Source organism: Shewanella sp. SW32 (genome assembly GCF_025653365.1).
GTDB lineage: Bacteria > Pseudomonadota > Gammaproteobacteria > Enterobacterales > Shewanellaceae > Shewanella > Shewanella oncorhynchi.
In genome coordinates this window covers 1-25545 of sequence record NZ_JAKKSJ010000057.1, presented here as the reverse complement: position 1 = coordinate 25545, position 25545 = coordinate 1, and the positions used below count along the sequence as shown (strand labels likewise).

29 protein-coding genes and 2 pseudogenes are annotated in these 25545 nt (G+C 45.7%); 11 read left to right on the top strand and 20 right to left on the bottom strand.

What is annotated here, in order from left to right:
- The 7 genes from L5M28_RS22280 to L5M28_RS22250 all read right to left on the bottom strand — a co-directional run.
- The coding region (locus tag L5M28_RS22280) for a transposase (RefSeq protein ID WP_263196057.1) at positions 1–126 on the bottom strand (126 nt) is incomplete at its 3' end.
- A gap of 209 nt (positions 127–335) precedes the next feature.
- Entirely contained in the window at positions 336–944 is a 609-nt protein-coding gene (locus tag L5M28_RS22275) for a thiol:disulfide interchange protein DsbA/DsbL (RefSeq protein WP_113941610.1), read from the bottom strand.
- A 129-nt stretch (positions 945–1073) separates the two neighbouring features.
- Entirely contained in the window at positions 1074–2096 is a 1023-nt protein-coding gene (locus L5M28_RS22270; protein ID WP_263147576.1) for a serine/threonine protein kinase, read from the bottom strand.
- A gap of 2 nt (positions 2097–2098) precedes the next feature.
- Entirely contained in the window at positions 2099–2431 is a 333-nt protein-coding gene (locus tag L5M28_RS22265) for a DUF3630 family protein (protein ID WP_263196850.1), read from the bottom strand.
- Between the two features lie 13 nt (positions 2432–2444).
- Positions 2445–3899, bottom strand: a complete 1455-nt coding sequence (locus L5M28_RS22260; RefSeq protein ID WP_263196849.1) for a protein adenylyltransferase SelO — start codon at positions 3897–3899, stop codon at positions 2445–2447.
- Positions 3900–3908: 9 nt separating this feature from the next.
- Positions 3909–4220 (bottom strand): hypothetical protein, encoded by a 312-nt coding sequence (locus L5M28_RS22255; protein ID WP_131524950.1) that lies wholly within the window; start codon positions 4218–4220, stop codon positions 3909–3911.
- Positions 4221–4363: 143 nt separating this feature from the next.
- The gene (locus L5M28_RS22250) at positions 4364–5200 is read right to left on the bottom strand and encodes a hypothetical protein (protein WP_263196847.1); all 837 of its coding nucleotides are present in this window, start codon (positions 5198–5200) and stop codon (positions 4364–4366) included.
- Positions 5201–5473: 273 nt separating this feature from the next.
- On the opposite strand from L5M28_RS22250, the gene L5M28_RS22245 reads away from it, so the two are divergent.
- From L5M28_RS22245 to L5M28_RS22230, 4 genes are all read left to right on the top strand, one after another.
- A complete protein-coding gene (locus L5M28_RS22245; RefSeq protein ID WP_006083495.1) occupies positions 5474–5833 on the top strand; it encodes a DsrE/DsrF/TusD sulfur relay family protein in 360 nt (119 codons plus the stop codon).
- Between the two features lie 147 nt (positions 5834–5980).
- Entirely contained in the window at positions 5981–6379 is a 399-nt protein-coding gene (locus L5M28_RS22240) for a nitrous oxide-stimulated promoter family protein (RefSeq protein WP_212600618.1), read from the top strand.
- A 57-nt stretch (positions 6380–6436) separates the two neighbouring features.
- A complete protein-coding gene (locus L5M28_RS22235; protein ID WP_105250488.1) occupies positions 6437–7351 on the top strand; it encodes a hypothetical protein in 915 nt (304 codons plus the stop codon).
- Positions 7352–7503: 152 nt separating this feature from the next.
- Complete coding sequence (locus tag L5M28_RS22230; RefSeq protein ID WP_105250489.1) at positions 7504–8088, top strand: YSC84-related protein; 585 nt, start codon at positions 7504–7506, stop codon at positions 8086–8088.
- Between the two features lie 147 nt (positions 8089–8235).
- Here L5M28_RS22230 and L5M28_RS22225 read toward each other — a convergent pair whose 3' ends face one another.
- The 7 genes from L5M28_RS22225 to L5M28_RS22195 all read right to left on the bottom strand — a co-directional run bounded on the left by L5M28_RS22225 (position 8236) and on the right by L5M28_RS22195 (position 14960).
- A complete protein-coding gene (locus tag L5M28_RS22225) occupies positions 8236–9090 on the bottom strand; it encodes a universal stress protein (protein ID WP_263196844.1) in 855 nt (284 codons plus the stop codon).
- 31 nt (positions 9091–9121) lie between these two features.
- The gene (locus tag L5M28_RS22220; protein WP_263196843.1) at positions 9122–10612 is read right to left on the bottom strand and encodes a SulP family inorganic anion transporter; all 1491 of its coding nucleotides are present in this window, start codon (positions 10610–10612) and stop codon (positions 9122–9124) included.
- Between the two features lie 455 nt (positions 10613–11067).
- A complete protein-coding gene (gene arsJ, locus L5M28_RS22215) occupies positions 11068–12318 on the bottom strand; it encodes an organoarsenical effux MFS transporter ArsJ (protein ID WP_263196842.1) in 1251 nt (416 codons plus the stop codon).
- A gap of 5 nt (positions 12319–12323) precedes the next feature.
- On the bottom strand, positions 12324–13334 hold the full coding sequence (locus L5M28_RS22210) for an ArsJ-associated glyceraldehyde-3-phosphate dehydrogenase (RefSeq protein WP_263204429.1): 1011 nt from the start codon (positions 13332–13334) through the stop codon (positions 12324–12326).
- A 64-nt stretch (positions 13335–13398) separates the two neighbouring features.
- Complete coding sequence (locus L5M28_RS22205; RefSeq protein WP_173248055.1) at positions 13399–13512, bottom strand: thioredoxin family protein; 114 nt, start codon at positions 13510–13512, stop codon at positions 13399–13401.
- A gap of 11 nt (positions 13513–13523) precedes the next feature.
- Positions 13524–14522, bottom strand: coding sequence for a permease (locus L5M28_RS22200; protein WP_263204428.1), 999 nt, complete (start codon positions 14520–14522; stop codon positions 13524–13526).
- 90 nt (positions 14523–14612) lie between these two features.
- Complete coding sequence (locus tag L5M28_RS22195; protein WP_263147605.1) at positions 14613–14960, bottom strand: metalloregulator ArsR/SmtB family transcription factor; 348 nt, start codon at positions 14958–14960, stop codon at positions 14613–14615.
- A gap of 357 nt (positions 14961–15317) precedes the next feature.
- Here L5M28_RS22195 and L5M28_RS22190 point away from each other — a divergent pair, with 357 nt between their 5' ends.
- The 4 genes and pseudogenes from L5M28_RS22190 to L5M28_RS22175 all read left to right on the top strand — a co-directional run bounded on the left by L5M28_RS22190 (position 15318) and on the right by L5M28_RS22175 (position 18535).
- Positions 15318–16601, top strand: a complete 1284-nt coding sequence (locus L5M28_RS22190; RefSeq protein WP_263204427.1) for an arsenic transporter — start codon at positions 15318–15320, stop codon at positions 16599–16601.
- A gap of 87 nt (positions 16602–16688) precedes the next feature.
- On the top strand, positions 16689–17123 hold the full coding sequence (arsC, locus tag L5M28_RS22185) for a glutaredoxin-dependent arsenate reductase (RefSeq protein WP_263204430.1): 435 nt from the start codon (positions 16689–16691) through the stop codon (positions 17121–17123).
- Entirely contained in the window at positions 17120–17842 is a 723-nt protein-coding gene (gene arsH / locus L5M28_RS22180; protein WP_317629649.1) for an arsenical resistance protein ArsH, read from the top strand. Before arsC ends, arsH begins: the two co-directional genes overlap by 4 nt.
- Positions 17843–17994: 152 nt before the next feature.
- Positions 17995–18535, top strand: a pseudogene (locus L5M28_RS22175) (transposase).
- Positions 18536–18662: 127 nt separating this feature from the next.
- On the opposite strand, the gene L5M28_RS22170 reads toward L5M28_RS22175, so the two are convergent.
- The 6 genes from L5M28_RS22170 to L5M28_RS22145 all read right to left on the bottom strand — a co-directional run bounded on the left by L5M28_RS22170 (position 18663) and on the right by L5M28_RS22145 (position 23721).
- On the bottom strand, positions 18663–19268 hold the full coding sequence (locus L5M28_RS22170; RefSeq protein WP_212600606.1) for a hypothetical protein: 606 nt from the start codon (positions 19266–19268) through the stop codon (positions 18663–18665).
- Positions 19269–19364: 96 nt separating this feature from the next.
- The gene (locus L5M28_RS22165; protein WP_113941433.1) at positions 19365–20402 is read right to left on the bottom strand and encodes an acyltransferase family protein; all 1038 of its coding nucleotides are present in this window, start codon (positions 20400–20402) and stop codon (positions 19365–19367) included.
- A gap of 2 nt (positions 20403–20404) precedes the next feature.
- The gene (locus L5M28_RS22160) at positions 20405–21802 is read right to left on the bottom strand and encodes a hypothetical protein (RefSeq protein ID WP_105250504.1); all 1398 of its coding nucleotides are present in this window, start codon (positions 21800–21802) and stop codon (positions 20405–20407) included.
- Positions 21803–21995: 193 nt separating this feature from the next.
- Entirely contained in the window at positions 21996–22346 is a 351-nt protein-coding gene (locus L5M28_RS22155) for a YkvA family protein (protein ID WP_263168460.1), read from the bottom strand.
- A gap of 49 nt (positions 22347–22395) precedes the next feature.
- Positions 22396–23154: a helix-turn-helix transcriptional regulator gene (locus tag L5M28_RS22150; protein WP_113941435.1), complete on the bottom strand. Its 759-nt coding sequence runs from the start codon at positions 23152–23154 to the stop codon at positions 22396–22398.
- A 24-nt stretch (positions 23155–23178) separates the two neighbouring features.
- Positions 23179–23721 carry a YbhB/YbcL family Raf kinase inhibitor-like protein gene (locus L5M28_RS22145; RefSeq protein WP_263174054.1) on the bottom strand — a complete coding sequence of 181 codons (543 nt, stop codon included), beginning with the start codon at positions 23719–23721 and terminating at the stop codon, positions 23179–23181.
- Between the two features lie 470 nt (positions 23722–24191).
- On the opposite strand from L5M28_RS22145, the gene speFL reads away from it, so the two are divergent.
- The 3 genes and pseudogenes from speFL to L5M28_RS22135 all read left to right on the top strand — a co-directional run.
- Positions 24192–24308 (top strand): leader peptide SpeFL, encoded by a 117-nt coding sequence (gene speFL, locus L5M28_RS24235; protein ID WP_100199882.1) that lies wholly within the window; start codon positions 24192–24194, stop codon positions 24306–24308.
- A gap of 321 nt (positions 24309–24629) precedes the next feature.
- Positions 24630–25295 (top strand): annotated as a pseudogene (locus L5M28_RS22140) (Orn/Lys/Arg decarboxylase N-terminal domain-containing protein); the annotation flags it as partial.
- 82 nt (positions 25296–25377) lie between these two features.
- A partial coding sequence (locus tag L5M28_RS22135) for a transposase (RefSeq protein ID WP_263203170.1) occupies positions 25378–25545 on the top strand: 168 nt, incomplete at its 3' end.

Sequence of the window (25545 nt, the reverse complement as noted above, 5' to 3'; positions counted from 1 at the left end):
ATAAATTGACCTGTATAACTCCTTACCAAGGTTTCCTTTTAATATTTTAAAACGGTACTTCGGAGTCCAAACAATATGATATTTGCAACGCCAATAAACATGTGATGAACTTCTATAATCGCCCATGCTTTTCGTTTCCTCTTACTTGTGGTGAATAAGAAGTCTCTTTTAGCATGGGCGTAATTCAGGCTATAGCCTCAAGGAACAATCACCACCGCCAGAGGCGGTGGTTTGGGGATGACAATAAAAAAGAGCCCTTAGGCTCTCTTTAACATGCAATCGATACAGCATTATCATCCGCTCATATGACAGCAGTGCGGGTAACGCCTATCGAATTATTTTCTTGCTAGGTAGAAAGCAATTTCTAACAGCTCGTCGTAGGATTTGATTGCCCCTGTTTCAACACGGTACTTACCGTTAACAACCAGAGCGGGTACACCCGTCAGCTTAGCGTTTTCAGTATCACGCTTCATCTTTGCCATTTGCGCCTTTACCATGAAAGACTCTGCGGCCGCATCGAAGGTTTTACCATCGACACCGTTAGCAATAAACACAGCACGAACATCATCGCGATTAGTAAAATGCTGTTTCTTCTCATGAATAGCAGAGAATAACGCCGCATCCATTTTCTCATCGACGTTTAACTGATGTGCGACTGCAAATGCGCGTGACATTTCAACCCCCATCTCTTTGCCGATAAAATCAACGTGTGCTTGGTTAAACGCAACGCCTTCTGGCTTATCGGTGAGAATTTTTGGCACTACGGTTTTAGAGAAAGTAAAACAATGCGGACAATAGAAAGAGAAAAACTCAGTAATCTCAGGCTTCGCTGTTGCTGGGCCATCGTTAATCACTGTGTAATGCACACCTTCTTGGTATTCCACAGCCGATACTGCCAGTGGCGCCAGTAATAAAGCCGCGGCCATGAGTAATACTTTTTTCATGAAAATTCCTTAAATCATTTTGATAAATTGGCTGGAGACTAACATATTCCATTTTTTGAGTGTAACTCAAGCTTAAGAGTTCAATCTAATGTCACAAGATACGTCTGTGACATCATATTTTGCTCAATGCTAATACGGCACTAGGCTCAGTGGTGGTTCGCTAAGGGCAAATAATTGCTCTTTGAACGCCAAAATCTGCTGTTCCCAATACTTTTCATCCCCAAACCACGGGAAGTTCATCGGGAAAGCAGGATCGTCCCAGCGACGGCCAATCCACGCGTTGTAATGCACCATACGCAGCGCTCGCAACGGTTCAATCAAGGCTAACTGTCTTGTATCAAACTCACAAAATTCTTCATAGGCTTCGAGTAAGATCTCAAGCTGCATCAGTTGCTGCGCTCTATCCCCGGTTAGCATCATCCATAAATCTTGAATCGCCGGTCCCATGCGAGCATCGTCTAAATCGACGAATCCGGGACCGTCTGGCGTCCACAAAATATTGCCTGGGTGTAAATCGCCGTGCAAACGAATGGCCGCAAAATCTTGGCGATCCCAAATCGCATTCGCCTTAGCCAGCACCTGCTCTACTACGGTAAAGAACGGCAAGCGTAGGCTATTAGGCACCAGATTAGATTGCTTTAACCACGCGAGCGGCTCGGCGCCTAAAATCTGCGGATTCAGCGGTTCACGTTCAGCAAATACCGTTTGCGCCGCGTACTGATGTATACGACCGATGAACCGACCCACTAATTCCAGCTGCTCTAAATTATCGACTTCGAAGGCGCGACCACCCAAGGAAGGAAACAGGGTAAATCGATAACCTTGGTACTTGTGTAACGTATGGCCTTCGATAATTACAGGTACGGCAATCGGGATATCTTCTGCCGCGAGTGCGAGCGCATAATCATGTTCCTCTTGGATCTGCGCATCGCTCCAACGGTCTGGGCGATAGAACTTCACCACATAACGCAGTCCTTCATCGCTACGGAACTGATAAACGCGGTTCTCGTAACTGTTCAGCGCGAGTAAGCCCGTTTCTGGGTACACGCCCAGACTTTCGATCGCATCTAAGATCAAATCCGGTGTTAGGGCTTGAAAATGGAACTCTGCGCCGCTAGAACTCGTGGTTGGTGGCGTCATATTCTGACTCATATTCAGTTCACTCTTAGGTGAGGTTGCAGCAAAGTGGCTAAGTATTCCAGCACCTCAAAATCGGCTTCTCGTTCGGTCGAGAGCCAGCAAATGTTGCCGTAAAACTCATAATTGAGCCATAACTGGCTGCCTTCAAATTCTAATAACCATTGATGCCTGTCAGCGCCCCACTGACGCTCGCGCACAGTGCAATCGAGCGCCGCAGCGAAAGGTTCGGCAAAGTCGGCGAAACGATCAAAATCGATATCCGCACTGACCGCTAAACTTAAGGCGCTTCTATCTAAGCGAATGGTATCTAAGCTAATGGCTTTTAGGTGCGTGCTTGGTAATTTCATGCTTGTTATCCAATCAACTACTACATGACATGATCAAACCTTGGCCCCAGTCCGGTGGACGCTTGGCCAAGTCTTCATGCTCTGCGTGTTCGGCAAAGGGCTGAGTTAAGATTTTTTGCAGCAAATGCAGCGGCGCAAGATTACCCTCTTCCACTGCGATTATCGCCTCTTGGGCTAAATAGTTACGCAAAATATATTTGGGATTCACACTATTGCGCCCAGTTTGCCACGCTGGGATATCAGCCACCACGCCCAATCGCTGTTGATAGGCTTGATACCAAACATCAAACTGACAGACATCGATAAAGTCATCCCGCAGCGCACTGTGTTTGCTGGTTGGATCTAACTTGCCTAATTGACGCCAAGTCTGAGTGTAATCGAGTTGATTTTTCTCCATCAGCACAGTAAATCGACCTATAAGTTCGAGATCCTGTTTGTCCTGCTCTACCGACGAAACATCAACTGCTGATAGACCTAGTTTTGCCCGCATCAAGCGCAAATAAGGCTGCACTAGCGCCTCTTGGTATTGATTAAGAATGGCAATTAAGTCATCGGATGGGATCACTGGTGTGAGCGCCTGTGCTAAACGTTGCAAGTTCCACAAACCGACGCCCGGCTGCTGACCAAAGGCATAGCGACCTTCGGGATCCGAATGATTACAGATAAAGTCTTCTTGGAATGTATCGAGGAACGCAAAGGGGCCGAAGTCAAAACTGTCACCTAGAATCGACATATTGTCTGTGTTCATCACGCCATGGGCAAAACCGACCGCCTGCCAGTGGGCAATCATCTTGGCGGTATCTTGCACTACCTGTAAAAACCACGCTTTATAGCCTGCGGCATCACAACTCAAATGGGGATAATGCTGAGTAATAGTGAAGTTGAGTAATTGAATCAGCTTATCGGCACGGCCGCGCTCACTGTGGCAGAAAAACTCGAAATGACCGAAACGAATATGGCTGCGGGCTAAACGCACGGTAATGGCTGCGGTTTCTTGGCTCTCGCGCCATACGGGTAGGTCAGAGCCAATCACCGCCAAGGCACGGGTCGTCGGCACATGTAAATGATGCAGCGCCTCAGAGACTAAAAACTCACGCACCGCGGAGCGCATCACAGCACGGCCATCACCACGGCGCGAATAAGGCGTCGGACCGCCGCCTTTAAGGGCGACATCCCATGCGCCATTTGGACCAATCGCTTCACCTAAAATGATCGAACGTCCATCCCCTAAGCGCGGCGTGTAACCGCCAAACTGGTGGCCACTATAGACTTGGGCATAGTAAGTCGCGCCATCGACGGCAGCATTGCCAGATAAGCCCAATAACAGCTCATCGGTGGGTTGACTTAAGCCTATCAATTGGGCGGCGTCATTACTCCATGCCAGCCATTCAGGCTTAGTTATCCCTTGTGGATATACTTGCGAGTAAAACTCAGGCAGCTGAGTAAAAAAATCCTGTTTAAACTTCATCTTGTCCACCTATTGGCTCATGGTCTTGCAAACCAGCACCGACTTATCGTCGAACTCGCATAGGTGCCCACATTGATAAGATCCAAGGCCAAAACCACTCACGCCAGAACGACTTAGGCGTTGCATACCATGAGCCTTGCTCTGGCATTGCGCTAGAGTATCGTAGTAACCATTAATATCTTCGGCCTGCAAAGGTGTCACCGGAATGGCACTCACATCGGGATAATAAAATAGGGTCCATTCTGGGGTTTTAGTACAGCCACTGAGTAGCAATAATCCAAGCCCGAATAAGACATTCGGTAAGGCATAGCTTAGTTTCATTTTTCCCCTATTAAGCCCATAAAAAAAGCGAACCTTAGTTCGCCTTTTGCGCATTCAGTTAGCAGGGATTCTACACTGCTTAGACGAGGGAAATAACCGCTTTTCGACTAAGGGTTTACCCGCTAAGCGCTCCCTACAACATATCAAGCCGTGGTTGCTTTAGTCTGTGCTTTCTCAATCCGGTTGATTCGGCCCTCAAAGCCAGTGACAGTGCCATCGCTCAGCCCAAGCTCGAGTGCTTTACGACAGATGACAATGGCGGCATCGAAGGCTTGGGTATCATTTAGCAAGGTGGCTAAATGCAGGAAACCGGAAGATTTAAGCTCAGTATCTTTGCCTTGCTCGGCGCTAGCCGCTTGGAACAGTGCAATATACTCTTCCGCTAATTGAGCACCATAGTTGAGGTAATCCGCCGATTTACGCTGTTTGTAGCATTCAGCAATCATATTTTGCAGCGCGGTATAGCGAGCACTGGCTGACGTCGCTCCTTGATACTCCTCAAAGGCCCGAACTAAAGTCACATTCGCCCAAGCCCCTGGCGCACCGACCTCAGAACGTGTGTTCGATGCTGGCTCTGCTTCAGTCTTAACGTCATCTTGTTCATCTGCAGGCGTGGCGCCTAAAATGATCACCGCCTCTTCATTATGGGCCGCAGGAATATCGACTTCGATGATATCTGTATCTAGCGCCACCGAAATGCTCGCAGGGCTTTCGGTCTCACGGGGCATTAATTCGGCTTCAACTTCGATAACGGGCTCTACTTCAGCCACACCAGTATCCTCAACCCTGTTAACTGGCTCAGGTTCTACACGCTCGGGCTCAACAGCGGAGAAAATAGGTGCCTCTTCGGTGGGAACTACAGGTTTTACCGAGGTCGACTTGGGTTTCATCGCCTCTTGTTCTTCTTTCGCCAATCGCTGCGCGCGAAGGAATAAAAACACCCCGACAGCAATCAGTATAAATACGACTAAGATCTTCATTCTTGTTCACCTTTGATGGCCGCTTCTCATCAGAAGCCGTGTCAATGGGTTTGCCAACGTCCATTAGGACAGTGTCCATGGCAACCGAGTCTAGCTAAAAATTGAGCAGAGATTAACCGCTATTAAAGTCCATTGTGTCGGTGCAAATCAAGTATTTATGCCTTTTTATACGATCTTGCGCTCAAATAGTTATAGCCAATTGCGCTAGACTGGCACAATCGAGTTCCCTAATCCCCCCATCCACCTGCTTATAACAAACATAAGGAAAACCTGATGCAAAGTATTCTTATCGTGGCCCATGCCAGTCCCTACGGAACAGAAAAGCTATTTAATAGCTTACGCATCGCATTAGCCCTGAAGGATCAGGACGAGCAAGCGGTCGATCTTAAACTTTTTCTCATGTCAGATGCCGTGTTTGGCGCACTCAAAAATCAAACCACACCTGACTTAAGCTACAACCTGCAGCAGATGTTTGAAATTCTCTCGGCACAACAAGTTCCTATTCTACTTTGCAAGACCTGCGCTCAAGCACGAGGCGTCACAGCGGAAATGATTATCGAAGGTGCGCACATAGGCACACTACAAGATTTAACTCGCTGGACACTGGCCGCCGACAAAGTGATGCATATCTAAGATTTATTTTTAGGTGTGACATTGGGGATAGTTGGATTATTTAAAGCCCCATTTTGTGCGCACCTTCATAAATTGGCGCTTTCGTTTTGTCAGCGCCAATTTCACTGCCTATGATGGGATATCCGAGTGACAAGCTAAGGTATTCCAATGGGCACAGCCACACTGCTTACGGGCAAACTCTTGTACGAACACCAAACCATTGCCGCAATGGTGACGATTTATTGCAAGGCGAAACACCAAGGCCAAGACGCGACGAGCCTATGTGCAGATTGCATTGAGTTATTGGATTATGCCGCAACACGCCTAGATCGCTGCCCCTACGGACAAAACAAACCCACCTGTAATAAATGCCCAGTGCATTGCTACAAACCCGCGCAGAAACAAATCGTCAAAGAGATCATGATCTTTTCTGGTCCACGGATGTTATTACCGCATCCCGTTCGTGCAATCAAACACTTACTCGCGGAACGCATTCCCGTTCCCAGCGTTGTGCCAGAGGCGGCTTCAAATCGTCATCGGCGCATAGCAAGCCAGCAGAAAAACTAACGGCGATACTTTTACCGAGCCGATTTCCCTGATATAACAGGGCTCGAGGTATCGCATATGAACGAGTTTCATAGTTTTTTCACTCAAGCTTACTGGTGGTTGTCATTATTTGGAGGCGTACATTGCCTCGCGTTAGCTATTTATATTCGCTATTTCTATCACCCAGACGCTAACCAAAAACTCCTCGCCGCTTTCTTAAGTCTTATTGCTCTATACTTCCTCACGGGTATGTTGAACCGCGATAACAGTCCAATTCCCATTCATATCCTATTCAATCTGATTAACCCTATCTATTTTTTGCTCATGCCTTTGCTCTATCTCTATTGCAAACGCAGTTTAGCGCCAACCAATAAACCGCTAGGTTTTTCAAAGCATTACTGGCCATCTGCATTAACATTAGTTTTCGCCATTTTAGATATTGCCCTAAGATTAACTGCGCATCCCATCAACGAGTGGCAACCCATAGCTCTGATGCTTAAAGAAATGAGTATCAGCCAATGGGGCGCTCTACTCCCAGCGCTGTTATCTGTACAAACCTGTTTTTACTTTATCGCGCTGTGGATGTTGTTTCGTCGACATAAGCGCAATCAAAGAGATGTCACTCAAACCCAAGAGGCGCTCGGCACCATTCGGTTTCGTTGGCTGATAAGCTTGACCTTGGCCATGTTGTTGAATTGGTTAATCCGCGTATTTGTGGTGATCTTGCCTTTCTATCTTGGTGATAATCTATCGCTACTTTCCCACGCATTGCCAAGGCTGACCTTACTACTGAGCATGTATATGCTGGCGGTGTATGGGCTAAAGCAAATCACCCGCTCTGCCTACTTAAAAGGCCGCATGGCCGAACCAGAGCTAGAGCAACGCCCACTCGTCATTGAAAATATTCTCACCCCAGAGGAGTATGACTTTTTGCATCAAGTTCAGCAGGACGATGCAGAAAAAAACCAAGGTTCTTCGCCACCTAAGAACTAATTGGCGAAACTGCACTCCAATCATCACCACCAATATCACTCCAACCATTAAGTCGAACACTGAACCTAAGCTGACACATATGTCACTTTTGGCTGTCATTTGTGTCGATAAAGGCTAGTCTGGAACAACTAAAGACTTGAAGAGGCGTTACCATGAAATCATTTTTAACAGCCATTGCGGCATCAACATGCCTTATTGTGAGCCTATTTGCAGCCCCAACTGTACATGCAGATGAAAGCTACGATCAGGCTGTAGTCAATTTCCAAAAAGCGAAAGAAACCAGTAAATTTTTCGACACAGCCTATGGCTATGCTTTATTCCCAACTGTGGGTAAAGGCGGAATTGGGATCGGTGCAGCCTATGGCAAGGGCCGAGTCTACCAAGGCGGTGCCTATATGGGTGATTCGAGTCTGACTCAATTATCCATCGGTTTTCAATTAGGTGGACAAGCCTACAGCGAGATCATCTTCTTTAAAGATGCCAAAGCCTATGAAGCCTTCACGAGCGGCAGTTTCGAGTTTGACGCCCAAGCGTCGGCAGTTGCCATCAACATGGGAGCAAGCGCTCAAGCAGGAACCACAGGCAACTCAGCAGGCGCAGGCCAATCGGGTGGTAATCGCTCGGCGAGCGGCTCTTATATCAACGGCATGGCAGTATTTACCGCAGCAAAAGGCGGCTTAATGTTTGAAGCCGCTCTTGCGGGTCAAGCCTTTAGCTTTGAGCCTAAAGCTAACTAAGACGAGCCATTCGGCTGTGATATCAAACGGCGAGCCTAAATGCTCGCCGTTTTTTCTTAAATAATTACCTCAAGCTTCTGACTCGGATGTTCTAACTAAAACCAAGTCATTAGGATTGAGCGAAATAAGTTGAAATGCATATTTAACTTAGCGAAGTAATAACAAGGGGATATGGCTTTTACTGATCATCCTTGTGGTGTTACTACCCACAAAAAACTCCCGAATACGCGAATGACCATAGGCGCCCATCACCATAAGATCGATTTGATGCTCAAGTTGATAGATCTCAAGGGCCGTTTGCACTTCTCCCTGACAAACGGCGGTAACCACATTGAAATCCGCCGCAATCAGAGATTCGGTCACCAACGCCAGTTCAGCTGTCGCCAGCGATTGATCATCAGACACCATCACTAAATGACATTCGAGCCCTTTCAAGAGCGGACTCGTTAGCACTTGATTAAGGGCTTTTTTCGCAGTAATGCTGCCATCATAGGCGATCATAAATCGCTTCGGTGCAGTAAACTCGTCCATCACCACTAAAATAGGCTGCTTAAGCGTGCGAATGACATTTTCTAAATGGCTGCCAATGGCCTGCGCTTGGTCTTGATGCTGCTCCCCTTGACGGCCCATCACCACCAGTCTGGCATGGGATTCTTGCTCTAACAGAGTTTCGACTAAATCGCCGTGACGCTGCAAGGTTGCAACCACTCTGCTAGGCTGTTTCTCAACAACGCGGACTTTTGCGTCTTGCAGCATATACTTACCCTGCTCAAGTGCGAGTTTGCCTCGACGCGCTTCAAGCTCAACCATTTCATTGAGTAAGTGCTCCCGTGTACCTAGACCAATATTTCCTGATAGATTTGACTCTATCGGATAAGCAGACTTATCCAATACATGCAATAGAGTTACTGGGGCATCCAGTTGCTGAGCGGCCCAGCCACTGGCGTCACATACGGCGAGTGTCACTTTTGAACCGTCGATACAGGCAATCACATTTGTCATCGTATTTTCCTTTTCCTGTGTTGCTAAGGGCTTAGTGACCAGACATCATGTTTTCAACGTCTTCAGGCTTATCGTGCACCCCAAATTTATCGACTATGGTTGCACTGGCTTGGTTAAGGCCAATTAACTCCACTTCAGTTCCCTCGCGACGGAATTTAATCACCACCTTGTCTAGGGCCGATACCGCAGTAATATCCCAGAAATGCGCTTGAGATAAGTCGATAGTCACCTTATCAACCACTTCCCTAAAATCAAATGAATTACTGAACTTATCTGCCGAGGCAAAAAAGACTTGCCCAATAACTTGATAATGGCGACCTGCGTCGGTAGCAGCCGTTACACTCTTAACCACCATAAAACGGCCCACTTTATTAGCAAAGAACAGGGACGCGAGTAATACCCCCACAAATACTCCCATAGCTAAGTTATGGGTAGCGACCACCACAGCAACGGTCGCCACCATCACAAGGTTGGTTGATATTGGATGATGCTTAAGATTACAAATTGAATCCCAAGAGAAAGTACCGATAGACACCATGATCATCACGGCAACCAGTGCCGCCATAGGGATGAGCTTTAACCATTCGCCGAGGAATACAATCAATATGAGTAGAAATACCCCCGCTGAAAAGGTCGATAACCGTCCGCGACCACCCGATTTAACGTTGATGATCGACTGACCAATCATAGCGCAACCAGCCATACCGCCCATTAAACCCGCGCCGATATTGGCAATACCTTGGCCCTTACACTCGCGATTCTTATCGCTTTGGGTATCGGTTAAATCATCGACTATGGTGGCAGTCATCATAGATTCCAGCAAACCCACCACGGCAAGGCCGGCCGAATAAGGGAAGATGATCATCAGAGTTTCAAGGGTCAATGGCACTTCAGGCCAGAGGAAAATAGGCAAAGTATCAGGTAGTTGCCCCATGTCACCGACAGTACGAATATCTAACCCCATATAAACCGCAAAAAGTGTTAATCCGACAATACACACGAGAGGCGAAGGTACGGATTTACCGATCACAGGGATAAGTGGGAATAAATAGATAATACCAAGACCTGCAATCGTCATCGCATAGACATGCCAAGTCACATTGGTCAGTTCGGGCAACTGGGCCATAAAGATCAGAATCGCCAGTGCATTCACAAAGCCCGTCACCACAGAGCGGGAGACGAAACGCATCAAGCTTCCTAGCTTTAAGTAACCCGCGGCAATTTGCAGCACACCAGTTAATAGGGTCGCCGCGAGTAAATACTCGAGGCCGTGTTCCTTCACTAAGGTCACCATCAACAACGCCATAGCACCCGTTGCGGCAGAGATCATGCCAGGACGGCCACCTGTAAACGCGATGACCACTGCGATACAGAATGAAGCATACAGGCCGACTTTAGGATCGACGCCTGCAATAATAGAAAAGGCAATTGCCTCAGGGACTAACGCCAGTGCAACCACAATACCGGCTAACAGATCTCCGCGTATGTTGGAGAACCACTCTTTTTTCATGGTTTGTATCATGTCACTCACTCTGATTGAAATTTAATCATATCTTCCAATAGCTAATATCAACACTTGACTCAAATGTCAGCGCATAGCCAATAAGGTACTTATGCGTCAAGGTGACGAAATGCAATTGGGATTATGGGGTACAGCAAAACAACTACCGAGTCGGTAGCGACTAAGGACGGATCTTAACGATCCAAGAAGGAAGGATTAAACTAATGCGGCTTAATGCTCATCACCGAAAAATAACCTCACTTATATGAGCCAACTCAAATTTGACTGCATTAAAAATAGTTGTGCTATTGGGAATAGCGACATAATGACGTGTATAAAACAGGCCGGAGTATAGAGAGTTGTTTGCTCAAAATCAAAAAACTTCAGTTAACATCAGAGTGATTAAAATACCCACCATACTTTGGCGGGCATTGAATAAAAAAACTGCAACAACTCAGGGATAGCTTAGGTAAGTATTAAGCACCATCTGATATCGCTTTATGCCGAGGCAGTTTGATTGAGATAAGCGCCGCTAACGCAATAAATGCCGCCGATATCCACAGACAAGCCGCCATGCCATACACTTGATACACCCAGCCAGACAACACAGTCCCGATCAAACGCCCCATAGCATTAGCCATGTAGTAAAAACCCACATCTAACGATACGCCATCTTCATCCGCATAACTGACGATAAGATAACTGTGTAATGAAGAGTTGATCGCGAATAAGGCGCCAAACAGCATCAATCCCCAAATCAGTATATTCGCGGCATGGAAGTCATAACTTATCGCCAGCGCAATGCCTGCCGGCACTATGCTCAATATCGCCGCCCAACCTAAGGCGCTACGTCCATCGGGAACCTTGTTTTGGCTCGCCGACTTTGTCCCCGTCAAGCGAGGTGCGAAGCCTTGCACTATGCCATAACCTATTACCCAGAGTGCGAGAAAACCGCCGACATACCAATGATCCCAACCAAAGGCTGAGGCCAAATAAACGGGTAAAGCCACCACAAACCACACATCACGCGCACCAAACAAAAACATGCGTGCGGCAGAAAGCGTGTTTACCGCCGGACTCTTAGAGAAAATTTCCGTGAACTTAGGTTTGTTTTTGGCTTTACCTAAATCGCGTTGCAAACTTAACAGACTAAAAATCCACACCAGCAATAGGCCAATCGCCATGCCTAACACGGCCTGCTGGAATCCAAACAGGGTCAGTAAGGCGCCGCCCAAGAAGAACCCCGCGCCCTTTAGCGCATTTTTGGATCCAGTGAGCATGGCAACCCACTTATACAGCTCACCCTGAGCATCACTAGGCACCAACAACTTGATACTGCTCTTAGCACTCATCTTATTGAGATCTTTAGCGATACCCGACAAGGCCTGCGCCGCCATCACCCAAGCAACCGTAAGCATACTGCTAGGCACAAGCAGCATGCTAAGGGCGACAATCTGCATAAATAGGCCCACATTCATGGTCTTATTTAAGCCTAAACGCGCCCCGAGCCAGCCGCCGACTAAGTTCGTTACCACCCCAAAGATTTCATAGAAAAGGAATAGCATGGCAATTTGCAGCGGGCTATAACCTAATCCATGGAAATGGAGCACCACTAACATACGTAATGCGCCATCGGTGAGCGTGAATGCCCAATAGTTGCCTGTGACTACCAAATACTGGCGGATCTCGGGTGATATGTTAGACAAGAACCCTGTCAGCTTAGCCATAAAACTTATGCCTTATCCATCAGACCGACCATGCGGGCCAATTCGACGGTGCGATTGGCATAACCCCACTCGTTGTCATACCAAGCGTAGAGTTTGACCTGAGTGCCATTGATAATCATGGTCGATAGCGCATCGATAATGCTCGAACGCGGATCGGTTTTATAATCGACCGAGACTAATGGACGTTCCTCATAACCTAAAATGCCTTTTAGCGGTCCATCTGCCGCTTCTTTTAACAGGCGATTGACCTCAGCTTCGGTCGTTTTGCGACTCACCTCGAACACGCAATCGGTTAATGAGGCGTTCGCTAATGGCACCCGCACCGCATGGCCGTTAAGCTTACCTTTGAGTTCAGGGAAAATATGGGTAATAGCCGTCGCAGAGCCTGTTGTCGTAGGGATTAGGCTTAAACCACAGGCCCGCGCACGGCGGAGATCTTTATGCGGTGCATCTAAAATAGTTTGAGTGTTGGTAATATCATGAATGGTTGTCATGGAACCATGCACTATGCCGAGGTTTTCGTGGATCACTTTGACGATTGGCGCCAAACAGTTAGTGGTACAGGAGGCCGCGGTTACAATAGGATGAATAGCTTTGTCATAGAGTTGATGATTCACCCCCATGACAACGTTTAACACGCCCTCTTCTTTAACGGGCGCTGTGACCACAACACGTTTAACGCCTTGATCTAAATAAGCTTGCAACACTTCTTTGGTTTTCATCTTACCCGAGGCTTCAATCACCACATCGCAGGCGGACCAATCGGTTTCGGCGATGGTTTTATTGCGAGTACAGCGAATACGCTTGCCATCGATAATGATGTCATCGCCATCGCTGCTCGCCTCATGTTGCCAGCGGCCATGCACAGAATCGAATGTCAGCAAATGGGCTAAGGTCGCCGCATCCCCTGCGGGATCATTAATCTGCACAAACTCAACCTCTTCCCAGCCCCAAGCAGCGCGCAATGCTAAACGTCCCATACGGCCAAAGCCACTTATCCCGATTTTGATTGTCATACCGGCATCCTTCACACTCAGTTTTATATTAGGTGTTTTATATTATTTGTTTAAGATTAAAGCGTTATCTGTTCGATATAGCCGCGTTGATGCCCTTCTCGTTGGCAATGGCGGTAATAATCTCAGCGGTTTTAGTGCATTTAGCGCATCCACTACCTAATACTTTGATATTTAACATTTTTATAATCCTCACAGAATGAGACCTATAGCGTTAAATATCCAACCGATTAAGGTGAATGAAATCAATAAAATGGCAAAAACGATGGCCAGCAAACGCCATTGCATCACCTGCTTGAGCAAAATGAACTCGGGAAAACTGGCGGCAACCGTAGACATACAAAATGCTAATGTCGTCCCTACGGGCAAGCCATTAGTGATAAGGCTCTCCATGATAGGAATAACCCCTGTGGCATTGGAATACAGAGGAATACCAATCAATACCGCCACAGGAACCGACCACCATTGACCATCGCCTAAGTGAGCTTCAATCCAACCGTCAGGAACAAATCCATGGAGTGCGGCGCCAAGCCCAACCCCAATAATGACCCATTTCCACACTCGGCCAAAAATCTCTAGGGTCTCGCCTTTCGCAAATTCATGCCGTTCCGTTAACGTCATGGATGTTGATGTTATACCCTCGCTATTATCGTGACTTGCTTGCGCCTGACCTTGTTCGAGTGCTTTGGCGGCAAAGGACTGCAGCCAACGCTCAGCGCGAATCGTGTCCAAAAATGCCCCCGCCAACATACCCACTGACATGCCGACCAGCACGTATATCACAGTGAACTGCCAGCCTAGCAGACTCACAAGCAACAGTACGGCGACTTCATTAATTAACGGCGAAGGGATCAGAAATGCCATAGTGATCCCAACGGGGATCCCCGCAGAAGTGAAACCTAAAAAAACCGGAATGCTAGAACATGAGCAGAATGGGGTAACAGCGCCAAAACCCGATCCCATAAAGTAACCGACAAAACGATTTTTACCCGCCAAGTAATCCCGAACCCGCTCGACATTGAGCGAGGCCCGCACCAAAGCGATGCCATAAATCATCAGCAACAGGAGCGCAAAAATCTTAGTTGTATCTTCAATAAAAAAATGGATGGCGTCGGCGAGCTTAGTATTGGGCTCTAAACCCATCAAATCAAAAGTCAACCAGCCCGCTAAATCTGAAAATATTTGCAGCATTGTTACGCCACCTTAATATTAAGCAAAACTTTAGACACGTAAACATATGAAAAAACGTATATTTGAGGTTAAATTTTTGCTGCTAGTCTTCTAGCAGCAAGCTTTAGCACGGTCAGGACGCCCGCCCATCTTGCACAAATTACGCATATTTTCTTCAAGGAATACAGTGTTTTGGTTGGTAACTTCACTCAACACTAACTGACTCCATTTGGGTAAGTCATTATTGATACGATAGAAAATCCATTGCCCCTGACGGCGATCGACTAATAAACCGCATTTACGTAATTGGGCCAAATGTCGCGAAATCTTAGGCTGGGTCTCTTGCAATGCCTCGGTCAATTCACAGACACAGAGCTCCCCCTCTTGCTGAATCAACATCATGCAACGCAAGCGGGTTTCATCGGCTAAACATTTAAAAAACTGGGTTGGATTAATCATTGATGCCCTTAGACTGAACTAATACAAACATTTTGATCCTTTTGTTAACTTTCCTAAAGGTTCATTCAAACAGCAAGCTGTGAGCGGTAAGAAACAACACTCGTTTTTCATGGCTATGGATCTTTTGGAAAGACCTTGTACAATATATACGAATTTTCATATATGTAAATATCCGTATATAAGATCACTTTAAGTTTCACGCATTAGTCAAAATGGTGTTTGAGTATAGTGTTCAACACTAAGATATATACGAAAATTCACATATAAAAAATCATTCAAACCCACCGAAAATATCGTTAGGTGAGGGCATTATTTTATGGTTGAGGGTAGACAATCTCTACTCTTTGAGGAGCTTGTATGTGGTTAGCAGGGGCAATTTTTGTTCTCACCATAGTGTTAGTAATTTGGCAACCTAAGGGGTTAGGCATAGGTTGGAGTGCTACCTTGGGCGCCGTATTGGCCCTACTACTGGGTGTGGTGCACTTAGGGGATATTCCTGTGGTATGGAATATTGTCTGGAATGCGACCGCCACCTTTATTGCCGTGATCGTCATCAGTTTATTATTAGATGAGTCGGGGTTTTTCGAATGGGCCGCGCTGCATGTGGCCCGTTGGGGCAAAGGTCGTGGCCGTTTACTCTTTACTTACATAGTGTTACTCGGCGCTACTGTTGCCGCATTGTTCGCCAATGATGGCGCGGCGTTGATCCTCACCCCGATCGTAATTGCGATGTTACTGGCTCTGGGCTTTAGCGCCGGAGCAACCTTAGCCTTTGTGATGGCGGCGGGTTTTATTGCCGATACCGCAAGTTTGCCGTTAATTGTCTCTAACCTAGTCAATATTGTTTCAGCAGACTTCTTCAACATAGGTTTTAACGAATACGCCTCTGTGATGGTGCCCGTCGATATTGCAGCTATTAGTGCCACCTTAGTCATGCTGCATCTGTTTTTCCGCAAAGATATTCCCGCGACCTACGACCTAGAAAAACTGCGCGAACCTAAGGCCGCCATTCGCGACCTCAACACCTTTAAAACAGGTTGGGGCGTATTAGTCTTACTCTTGGTGGGCTTTTTTGGCTTAGAACCACTCGGCGTGCCCGTGAGTTTAGTCGCTGCCGTGGGCGCCCTGATCCTGTTTGTTGTCGCGAAAAAAGGCCATGCCATAGATACCACTAAGGTACTTCGCGGCGCGCCATGGCAGATAGTGATCTTTTCATTAGGCATGTATTTGGTTGTTTATGGTCTTCGCAACGCAGGCTTAACCGATTACCTATCAAGCGTATTAAATAGTTTGGCTGAACAAGGGCTTTGGGCTGCCACTATGGGCACGGGCTTCTTGGTCGCGTTTTTATCGTCCCTCATGAACAACATGCCAACGGTGTTAATTGGCGCCCTCTCGATAGACGGTAGCAATGCGACCGGCATGATTAAAGAAGCCATGATTTACGCTAACGTGATTGGTAGCGATTTAGGTCCTAAAATCACCCCCATCGGCAGTTTAGCAACCCTGCTATGGCTGCATGTACTGGCGCAGAAAAATATTAATATTACCTGGGGTTATTATTTCCGCGTCGGCATAGTAATGACGCTACCAGTGCTATTTGTCACCCTAGCAGCACTGGCGCTGCGCCTCTCCTTCTAATCTTCGTCCATGGGCACTAGAGCATCTGTTTAGTGCCTATGAATAAATTTATAAGCAATTATTTATCAGAGGCATGTTATGACTAATATGATTGATGACAACATTAAGATTTACCACAATCCAGCCTGTGGTACATCGCGCAACACTTTAGCATTGATCCGTAATAGTGGAGTCGAACCCCAAATCATCCACTACTTAGAAACGCCGCCCTCCCGCGATGAATTACTTAAGTTAATTAATGAGATGAAAATCTCTGTGCGTTCATTGCTACGTAACAATGTTGAACCATTTGAACGACTAGGACTTTCTGAAGACACATTTAATGATGAAGAACTGGTTAACTTCATGCTGACTTATCCCATTTTAATTAACCGTCCTATCGTCGTTACGCCGCGAGGCACAAAACTCTGTCGCCCGTCTGAGACAGTGCTTGATATTTTGACCAAAGCACAACAAGGCCCTTTCACGAAAGAAGATGGCGAAATCATCATTAATGAACAGGGACAAAGAGTTCGCACATGAAACCACTAAACCACGATATGCCAGCGCTCAAACAAGAATTAATGGTTAATAACATGGATATGGACTGTTTTAATCTAACTCCTCTAACTCATCCGCCTAGAATACTGATGCTTTATGGCTCAGTACGAGAGCGCTCCTATAGCCGACTGACGACGGAAGAAGCGGCTCGACTGTTAACGCATATGGGCGCAGAGGTGCGTATCTTTAACCCTTCTGGACTCCCACTTCCTGATGATGCGCCTGACAGTCATCCCAAAGTCATGGAACTAAGAGAAATGGTACGTTGGTGCGAAGGCATGGTGTGGTGTTCACCAGAACGCCACGGTGCGATGACCAGTATTATGAAAGCTCAAATTGATTGGATCCCTTTGGCTGAAGGTGCTGTCCGGCCTTCACAAGGTAAGACATTAGCAATAATGCAGGTGAGTGGTGGTTCACAGTCCTTCAACACACTAAACCAAATGCGAATATTGGGCCGATGGATGCGCATGTTCACCATACCCAACCAATCTTCAATCGCAAAAGCTTGGTTAGAGTTTGACGAGGCAGGCCGAATGAAACCTTCGCCTTACTACGATCGCGTAGTTGATGTTATGGAGGAATTGATGAAGTTCACTTTACTCCTGAGGGGCAATGTTAATTTCCTCACGAACCGATATAGCGAACGCAAAGAAAGCGCTTCAGAGCTATCAACCCGAGTAAATCAAAAAGAAATATAAATTAAACACTAAAAGTATTCTCGACTATGGAGCAAAAGATTAGCCCTGCGCCAACTTTTGCTCCAGATAAGAACCATCACGCAAAATAAATACATTCCAAATACACGAGTGAGCACCTAAATCCTTAAAGCCAGCTAAAAACTCTCTGTAACTTGCCATCAACCAAGCCGAAACCTCGCTATAAAACGACTAACTGGAAGCAATACAACCAAGCCTTAATCAACCGCAGTTCACCCACCTTCTGGATTGATAAGACGCCACAAACAAGTGGAAAGCCGAAGTTAAGTTGCGCAAGAAAGGCCGTCCACGTTTGTTTAGCGACTTAGCCATTATCACTGCCCTGCCACGAAGTTGTTCGTCGAAAACGTGCCTTATTGCTTTTCACTCCTAAGTAAGCCACAGCGTTATGGCATAAGAGCATCCCAATAACTTAGCGGTCAGTAGGCAAAAGCTTCATGGCTCAAATAAGCAATAGAAGAAACTGTACAGTTATCGTCGCCGGTCATCTCAAAAAGCGCCATGTACAGGATAAAGTATCTGCGAAGTGTTACTTTGAGGATGCGAAATGATAACGCTCAGGAGGGAGAGACTTACACCATGATAAGGGCTCTGAACAAGCTTATAGTGCTGGTTATGCCTGAAACCCATCATATCGTCCAATATTTAAACAGCCATAAAAGTTCTGTTCACTGAATCGGTTTAGGAAACAATGATTTGACTGGGTTTAATGTAAGGCTGAGCCCGCGTAGTGTCGTTATCCACATAAACGGGCAACATAAGCAGGTGATGAACACAATTTTGAGCTAGCTTGATAACAACACTAGTCGTGTCCCCAAGGTTTGGGTGGTAATGCTACTGGCTGGGTAAGATCAAAATCGACTTTGAAATCGCGGTTTTCGCGCGTAAGTTGATAGCTAAACGTTGTTGGCGTAATTTCCATGTGCCACACATTCGTGATCGACTGGGTTAGCCCATTCTTAACGAAGTTATCGATAGATTCCCTATCAATTGGAAATGATTGTTTCTGTACTGTCCCATCATTCATAGTGTCGCCGCCATACATGGTCACAGCATCTTCACTTCCATCCTGATGGCGATGGTCGTGCTTCAACTTAAGTCCTTGCTGCGTTTTAGTCAGCACCCAAGTACGCGAGTGGTCATCACCCACATGGAACGGGATCTTAAGCTCAGTGTCGCTACATTCACGCACGTGCATAATTAACGACTTGCCGCTAAAGGCCGAATCAGCCGTGTCACCCGATACCACTTTTCCCACAAAGGCTTGGCCACAATGGGCCGCGATTTGTGCGAAAAACGTATTCTGCGTCTTGGTGGATAGCGACTCAACTTGAGCGGCGATGGATGGCAACGCGATAAAAGACAAACTGATAAGCCCGAGGCTCGGTAGGGTAATGTTGGGATTCATTATGTTCTCCACTTTTTTAGATGGAAAACACCCTAACACTAGGAAATAAATTCAAACTGAATTTCACCTAGTGTTAGTGATGATAAACCAAAGTGATTACCAGCCGATATAAGTACGCGATCGATTACCCAGACGCTTTTTGATAAAGCGAGCCGTCATAATACTGCCTACCATCATGAAAATGAAAATCCCAGCGGAAAAGAGCACGCTAGTCACAGCAGAACCTGGTGGGAAGCGGAAACGCATTACGGTTGCAGCCGTGTTAAATAGCATATCGAAGAGTGGATGAATAAAGAAAATTGCAAAACTCATCTCGGCGACTTCGACTAACCAAGGCAAACGACTTCGTCCCGACAACCATTCACAGAAATTCAGTACTAATACACATAAACAAAGTTTCTGAATAAACTGCCAATCGATACCGTTATACTCAAACGGTGCCTTATGATAATTACCAATATGCTGCACTATGTAAGTTTGTTCGACTAAGCTCACCACTAAAAAAATCATCGCTAGTGCGGTGAAAATAGAGCCAAAGCGCGTCACAATATGTTCATCTTGCGAATATAAAATACCAATCAAATAGAAAGGTACAAAATACACGACTGAGTGGATGAAATTGACGTTACCTATAGGTCTATGCAATAGGATTGCTACCACACAGCTCAGTACAAATAGTGTCCAACGCATCTGCTGCGAGCAACGGATAAACCATAAAAAAATCGGCGAGAATAAAAACACCGCCATGATGAAGGGAATGTACCAGTGCGGATACAGAATATAACCGTTACGCACAGTATAAAAAATACTCAGCAAGACATTATCGAGCGGCTGATGCTCCATAAATATCCAGCGCAAACACAAACAAAATAGACCAATCAATGATACAACTAAAAAAGGATAAAGTACGTTTTGTACTTTGTTCTTCATAAACTTGCTGTAGTCGAAATCCTTATAAAAAATGCGATGGAAAAAGTATCCCGAGATAAACACAAATAACGCTGTGCCACCACGCAATAGATTTTCCAGCAACAGCGGGAAACCTTCACCAGAGTTGTAAATACTGTGGCCAAGCACGATAAAAATAATCGCAATGCCACGCATGTAGGTAAATTCGAGCTGATTTTTTCTCATTATTAATTCATCGCACAGTAGAGGGTTCTTCCATCAACAACACTCGCAGAAACCCTAATAGTTCCATGGACTTCCGCTTCGTTGAATACCAGATACTGACCCTCACGCTGAAAGGGGAATGCTAAAGGTAACAGAGTTGCCGCCTCAATGCCCTCACAAAAATTTTGTACCGGAACATCAAGTAATGGACTGCCACTCACTGACAAGTTACTAAATTGCGCGCTCATCCCTAAATAAGCTTGAGTCATTTCCTCTTGATAGGGCACCACATAAAAGCCAGAACGTACGTCACCCACATCAATAAAACTGCTGCTATCGCTCACGCTCGGCATAACCAATAACGGCACTTTTGGATCCTGCACATTCAACAACAACTGAGACAATTTTGCTTGAGTTGCGGGGTAATACGCTAGCATCTCCTGCAGCTGTTTCTTTTGTTTAGTGTCTTTCTTGTCTAACGGGGATACTGGCTTTACACGGTTCAGTAGTAAATCCACAGGCAACATACCCGACATGACCGACTCTTTCCATACATAAGGGTCTTGAGTGCTATCCAACAATATGCCCGCCAGAGCGCCAATATTTGCCGCCTCAGCCGTCCAACCAACCCACATTTTCTGCTGTTGATAATAGTCATACACATATTTTGTCAGTATTTGCTGATAACCAAGTAAAGTTTGATTTTGACTCAATACACGCGCACCTGCGGCCAATTCCACATACTTAGCGCTGCCTTCAACGAGATCATTGATGTAACCGACTCTATCTTCATTCGGCGCAATTTGGCGCCATTGCTGCAACCAATAAGCAGCATAGCTAAGATGTAATGACTGTTGTTCGGGTTGTGCCAGCGCCGCCATTAAGGCATCAAATAACTGTAAACGATAATAGCGAGCATCGAAGTTGAGCGGAAAGACCTCACCCTCATAACGCTTACCGTCTTCTAATACTCGCCATTCGGATTGGGCATAAAAATGGAAGGCTTCATGCAAGCCATTGCTCGCCCAGATTAAAAAAGCTAAATCCGTTGGCTTAGTGTCGCGAGTAAATTGGATGTTCGGCACTTCGAGCTGGATCAATACGCCTGGCTGGCCATTATATTGTGGAAAGCCGAAGCTCACCGATAGACCAGAGTGCAGATTGACAGACTCTAACACACTGTTATCTTGGATTATTTCGCCACCAGGCTGTCGAAGCCAGACATTACCACCATAACTAAAGAGGTGTACTTTATCTTCAAGGCGAAAACCGGGCCACAAAGCTTCGCTCTGGCGACTATTCTGTGCCATAAAATCGAGGTAAAGACGGGCGAGTTGTTCCGGAGAGGCCTCATCGGCAAACGCGGGGGTAGCGGCAGAGACACCTAAAAGCCATAGGATCACTACCATAATATTTTTCATTTATCTGCCTAAACAAACACAAGGGGTTTACAAAACAGCGCTAGCATATAGCGCAATCAAGCAATAGTGAAACATTTGCAAAAAAATATTTTTACCCCAGAAAATCTCAGTCAAAACCAAATCAACGACTCCTAATGAAATCATATTTTTAGCACAATTTTGCATCACTTAGGCGATTGCGCTCGCAATAGGTTTAAGTCTTAGGTTCGCTCGGCTTATCTCCAAACCACAGTGTGAGTTTATCCGCTGCAAGGGATTTCACTTCATCATCGATATATAAGGTCACCATAGTCAGGGCCGCGGCAAGGGCACCTAAATCATCGGTAAAGCCAACTAAAGGAGTCAGATCGGGAATCGCATCTAAAGGCAAAACAAAATACGCTAAAGCGCCGTAGATGACTGACTTAGCCCACTTAGGCGTATTGGGTTGTTGCGCTGCATAATAAAGCCATAGTGCCCGCTCGATGACCTCTCTACCTGCTTGACGGCTAAAGAGTTTGATCTTGTTCCAAAATCCGCTGTCAGTAAATTGCTCATCCGCCATCATATTTCTCCAATACCCTAAAGTTGTTTGGGTATACACCCATGCCACTTCACAGTGTACGACGATAAGCCGCAGGGGTCAGGCCAAATTGCTGCTTAAAACGTAAGGAAAACTTTTCCGCAGATTGATAACCACAGGCCAAAGCCACTTGCAATACTGGCTCGCTCGAATTCTGCAACATGGCTAAACCATGACAAAGCCGCACTTCTACCAGTAACTGCCTAAAACTAGTGTCTTCTAAGGCCAATTTACGCCTAAGGCTTGCCGTGCTCATGTGTAACTTGTCGGCAATATCCTCCTGCTGCCATGACGCCGAAGGACTCACACTCATCAAGGCCAAGGCCGCTTGAGTCACGCTGCGTTGGGTGTGTCCATACAACCAGTTCACACTGCGTTTATCCGGCAAACTTAACAGTAACGCGGCCAAATAATGTAGTTGAACAGGATCGGCCAGAGACAAGGTCAAACTCTGTAATAGCGCATTCCAAGCTAAGTCCACAGCGCGTGATATGTTTTGGACTGGCATAGGGTCACGCCAATCGGTAGCGCTTGATAAAATGCCTTGGGGTAAATCGTGGGGGAGTAATAACTGCACCGCCCGATAACGCCCAAGAAAAGGTCGATTAACAAAGCTAATATGCGAACCAGCAGGAATTAACAGTAACTGCCCTTGGCCTACTAAAACAGATTCATCTTGCCAGAGCAGAGACTTTTCACCATAGATAACCCGAATAATCGACGGCTGATGTACAGGGACTTGAGATAAAGATTGTGCCTGCTTCGAATCATATTCAAACATACGGATCATGACACCAGCCTAATTATCAATGGATTATCGATTATATACCGCAGTCAACTTGGCGTTGCCGAGCGCTTGTGCCCTGAGCATAAAGCCCAATAAGGCAGGGCTAGCATCCTTTGGCAATTCTAAAGCACTGGGTAATGCCCACACAGTAAATTCATACCTGTGAACGCCATGACCTTGGGGCGGGCATGCGCCACCAAAATTTGTAGTACCAAAATCGTTCTTCAAGGCAATGGCGCCTTTGGGCAGTGCATCAACATGCGAGCCCGCACCTTGTGCGAGCGAAGTTTGCGCTAAGGGTAAGTTATATACGGCCCAGTGCCACCAACCGCTGCCCGTTGGCGCATCAGGATCATAAGCTGTCACTGCAAATGCTTTAGTTCCTGTGGGCACCTCAGTCCAAGTCAGTTGCGGTGAAGTATTTTCCCCTTGGCAACCAAAGCCATTAAACACTAATTGCGATGTCAGTTTATTGCCCTCGCTCATATCTTTGCTCGTTAATGTCATAGCACTTGCCTGCCCAACGAATAACCCAAGCACTAAACTCGCCCCTAACCACCCTTTATTCATGTCTATCTCCTATTCATGTTCGACCTGACTCACTTTACGTCAATCAAAAAAATAACATCTGCCCTAAAACGACAACTTTCTGCCCCAAATGCTCAAATGTGATAAAAAAGTTATCATTTTTGCATTTTTCAAGCAGGAAGATGATTTTGTAACGAAAATATCTGCATAACAATTCAAATATGGAATGCGGTATAAATCGGAATGATGATTACAGCAGCCTTTAAATTAAGATTAGATATTTGAAATAAGATATTTTATGCAAATAATATTATTTAAATAATGCTGACAATATTTACTTTCATAATTTAGATAAAGATACTTAAGCATGATTGACTCCATTTAATATCGATAAATTAAGTTAAATTGACGTGCTAATTATTTAAAAATAAGACATAGGTCATGATTTTATTTATAACTCGCATATAAACTTCATTACGTAATAAAAACCTAACCATTTTCTCTAAGTCATAATGGAGTCGTATATGAAGAGGAAATCTAAAATTATGGCGCATATCAGGCGCACACGGCATATCATGATGCCTAGTCAACGTGACTATTTCGATCACTCCTTTATCTTCCTCCGCTAACCTTAGCGTAGGTAGTAGGCCAATTAACAGGTCTAAAGTGCTATTGCTCTAATAGGCGCAAACACTTATCGTACTGTTTTCATTTGGTTTATTATCTAACACCTTAATCAAAGCATTCTTTTATCAGTGCAGTTTTACTGCGGCTAAGCTATTCATACGCTCAATAAATATATTTCTACTTATATTTATTTCGTAACTTTGGCATAACCACATTTAATCTGCGCACGGAATAGCTATATCTAATTTTCATACCATTAATGTTTTTAATTAGGTATAGGCACACTTGTATCTATTTTTTATAAAGTAAAAGGGAAATTAACTATGAAATCATTAAAAGTAGCCGCTAGCTTATCTGTTAGATCTTGTTTCGATATCGACAGAGAAGTTGTCAATGTATTAACCACAGATTTTTGCGATGTGGGCGCGGCTGTCGTCTCTGTTGATGATGTTAGAAATGGTATTGTTGAAAAGATTAAAAACACCGGATTGAAACTGCCCATTTTCGTTTCAGTTTGCTGTGAAGAAACCTTCCCTGATGATGTTTGCTCATCGATTACAGGGGTATTTGAACTCTGCGGTGATAACACTGACTTCTACGGAAAACAGGTTGAGACTGCAATAAGTAAATATGAACAAGCGCTATTGCCACCTTTCTTCGGTACGTTAAAAAAATACGTCGAAATGGGTAACTCTACCTTTGCCTGTCCTGGTCACCAAGGCGGACAATTCTTCCGTAAACACCCTGTGGGCCGCCAATTCTTCGACTTTTTTGGCGAAACAATTTTCCGCGCGGATATGTGTAATGCCGACGTGAAACTGGGTGATTTACTGATCCATGAAGGCGCTCCACTGGAAGCACAGAAATACGCTGCCAAAGTTTTTAATGCCGATAAAACCTATTTCGTACTTAACGGCACTTCGTCATCAAATAAAGTCGCGACTAATGCGCTGTTAGCGAAAGGCGACCTCGTGTTATTCGACCGCAATAAGGCTTTGTTTCCTAAATCGGTTGAACTAAAGCCGTAGCCGCTGATCTGATCGGCATCGCCTATCAACTTACCCATCAACCGTGTCAAAACCTCGCTATAAAACAACCAACTGGAAGCAATACAACCAAGCCTTAATCAACCGCGGTTCACTTACCTTCTGGATTGATGAGGATGCAATTGCTAAGTGGAAAGCCAAGGTCAAGCAGCCAAAGAAAGGTCGCCCTCAAGTGTTTAGCGACTTAGCCATT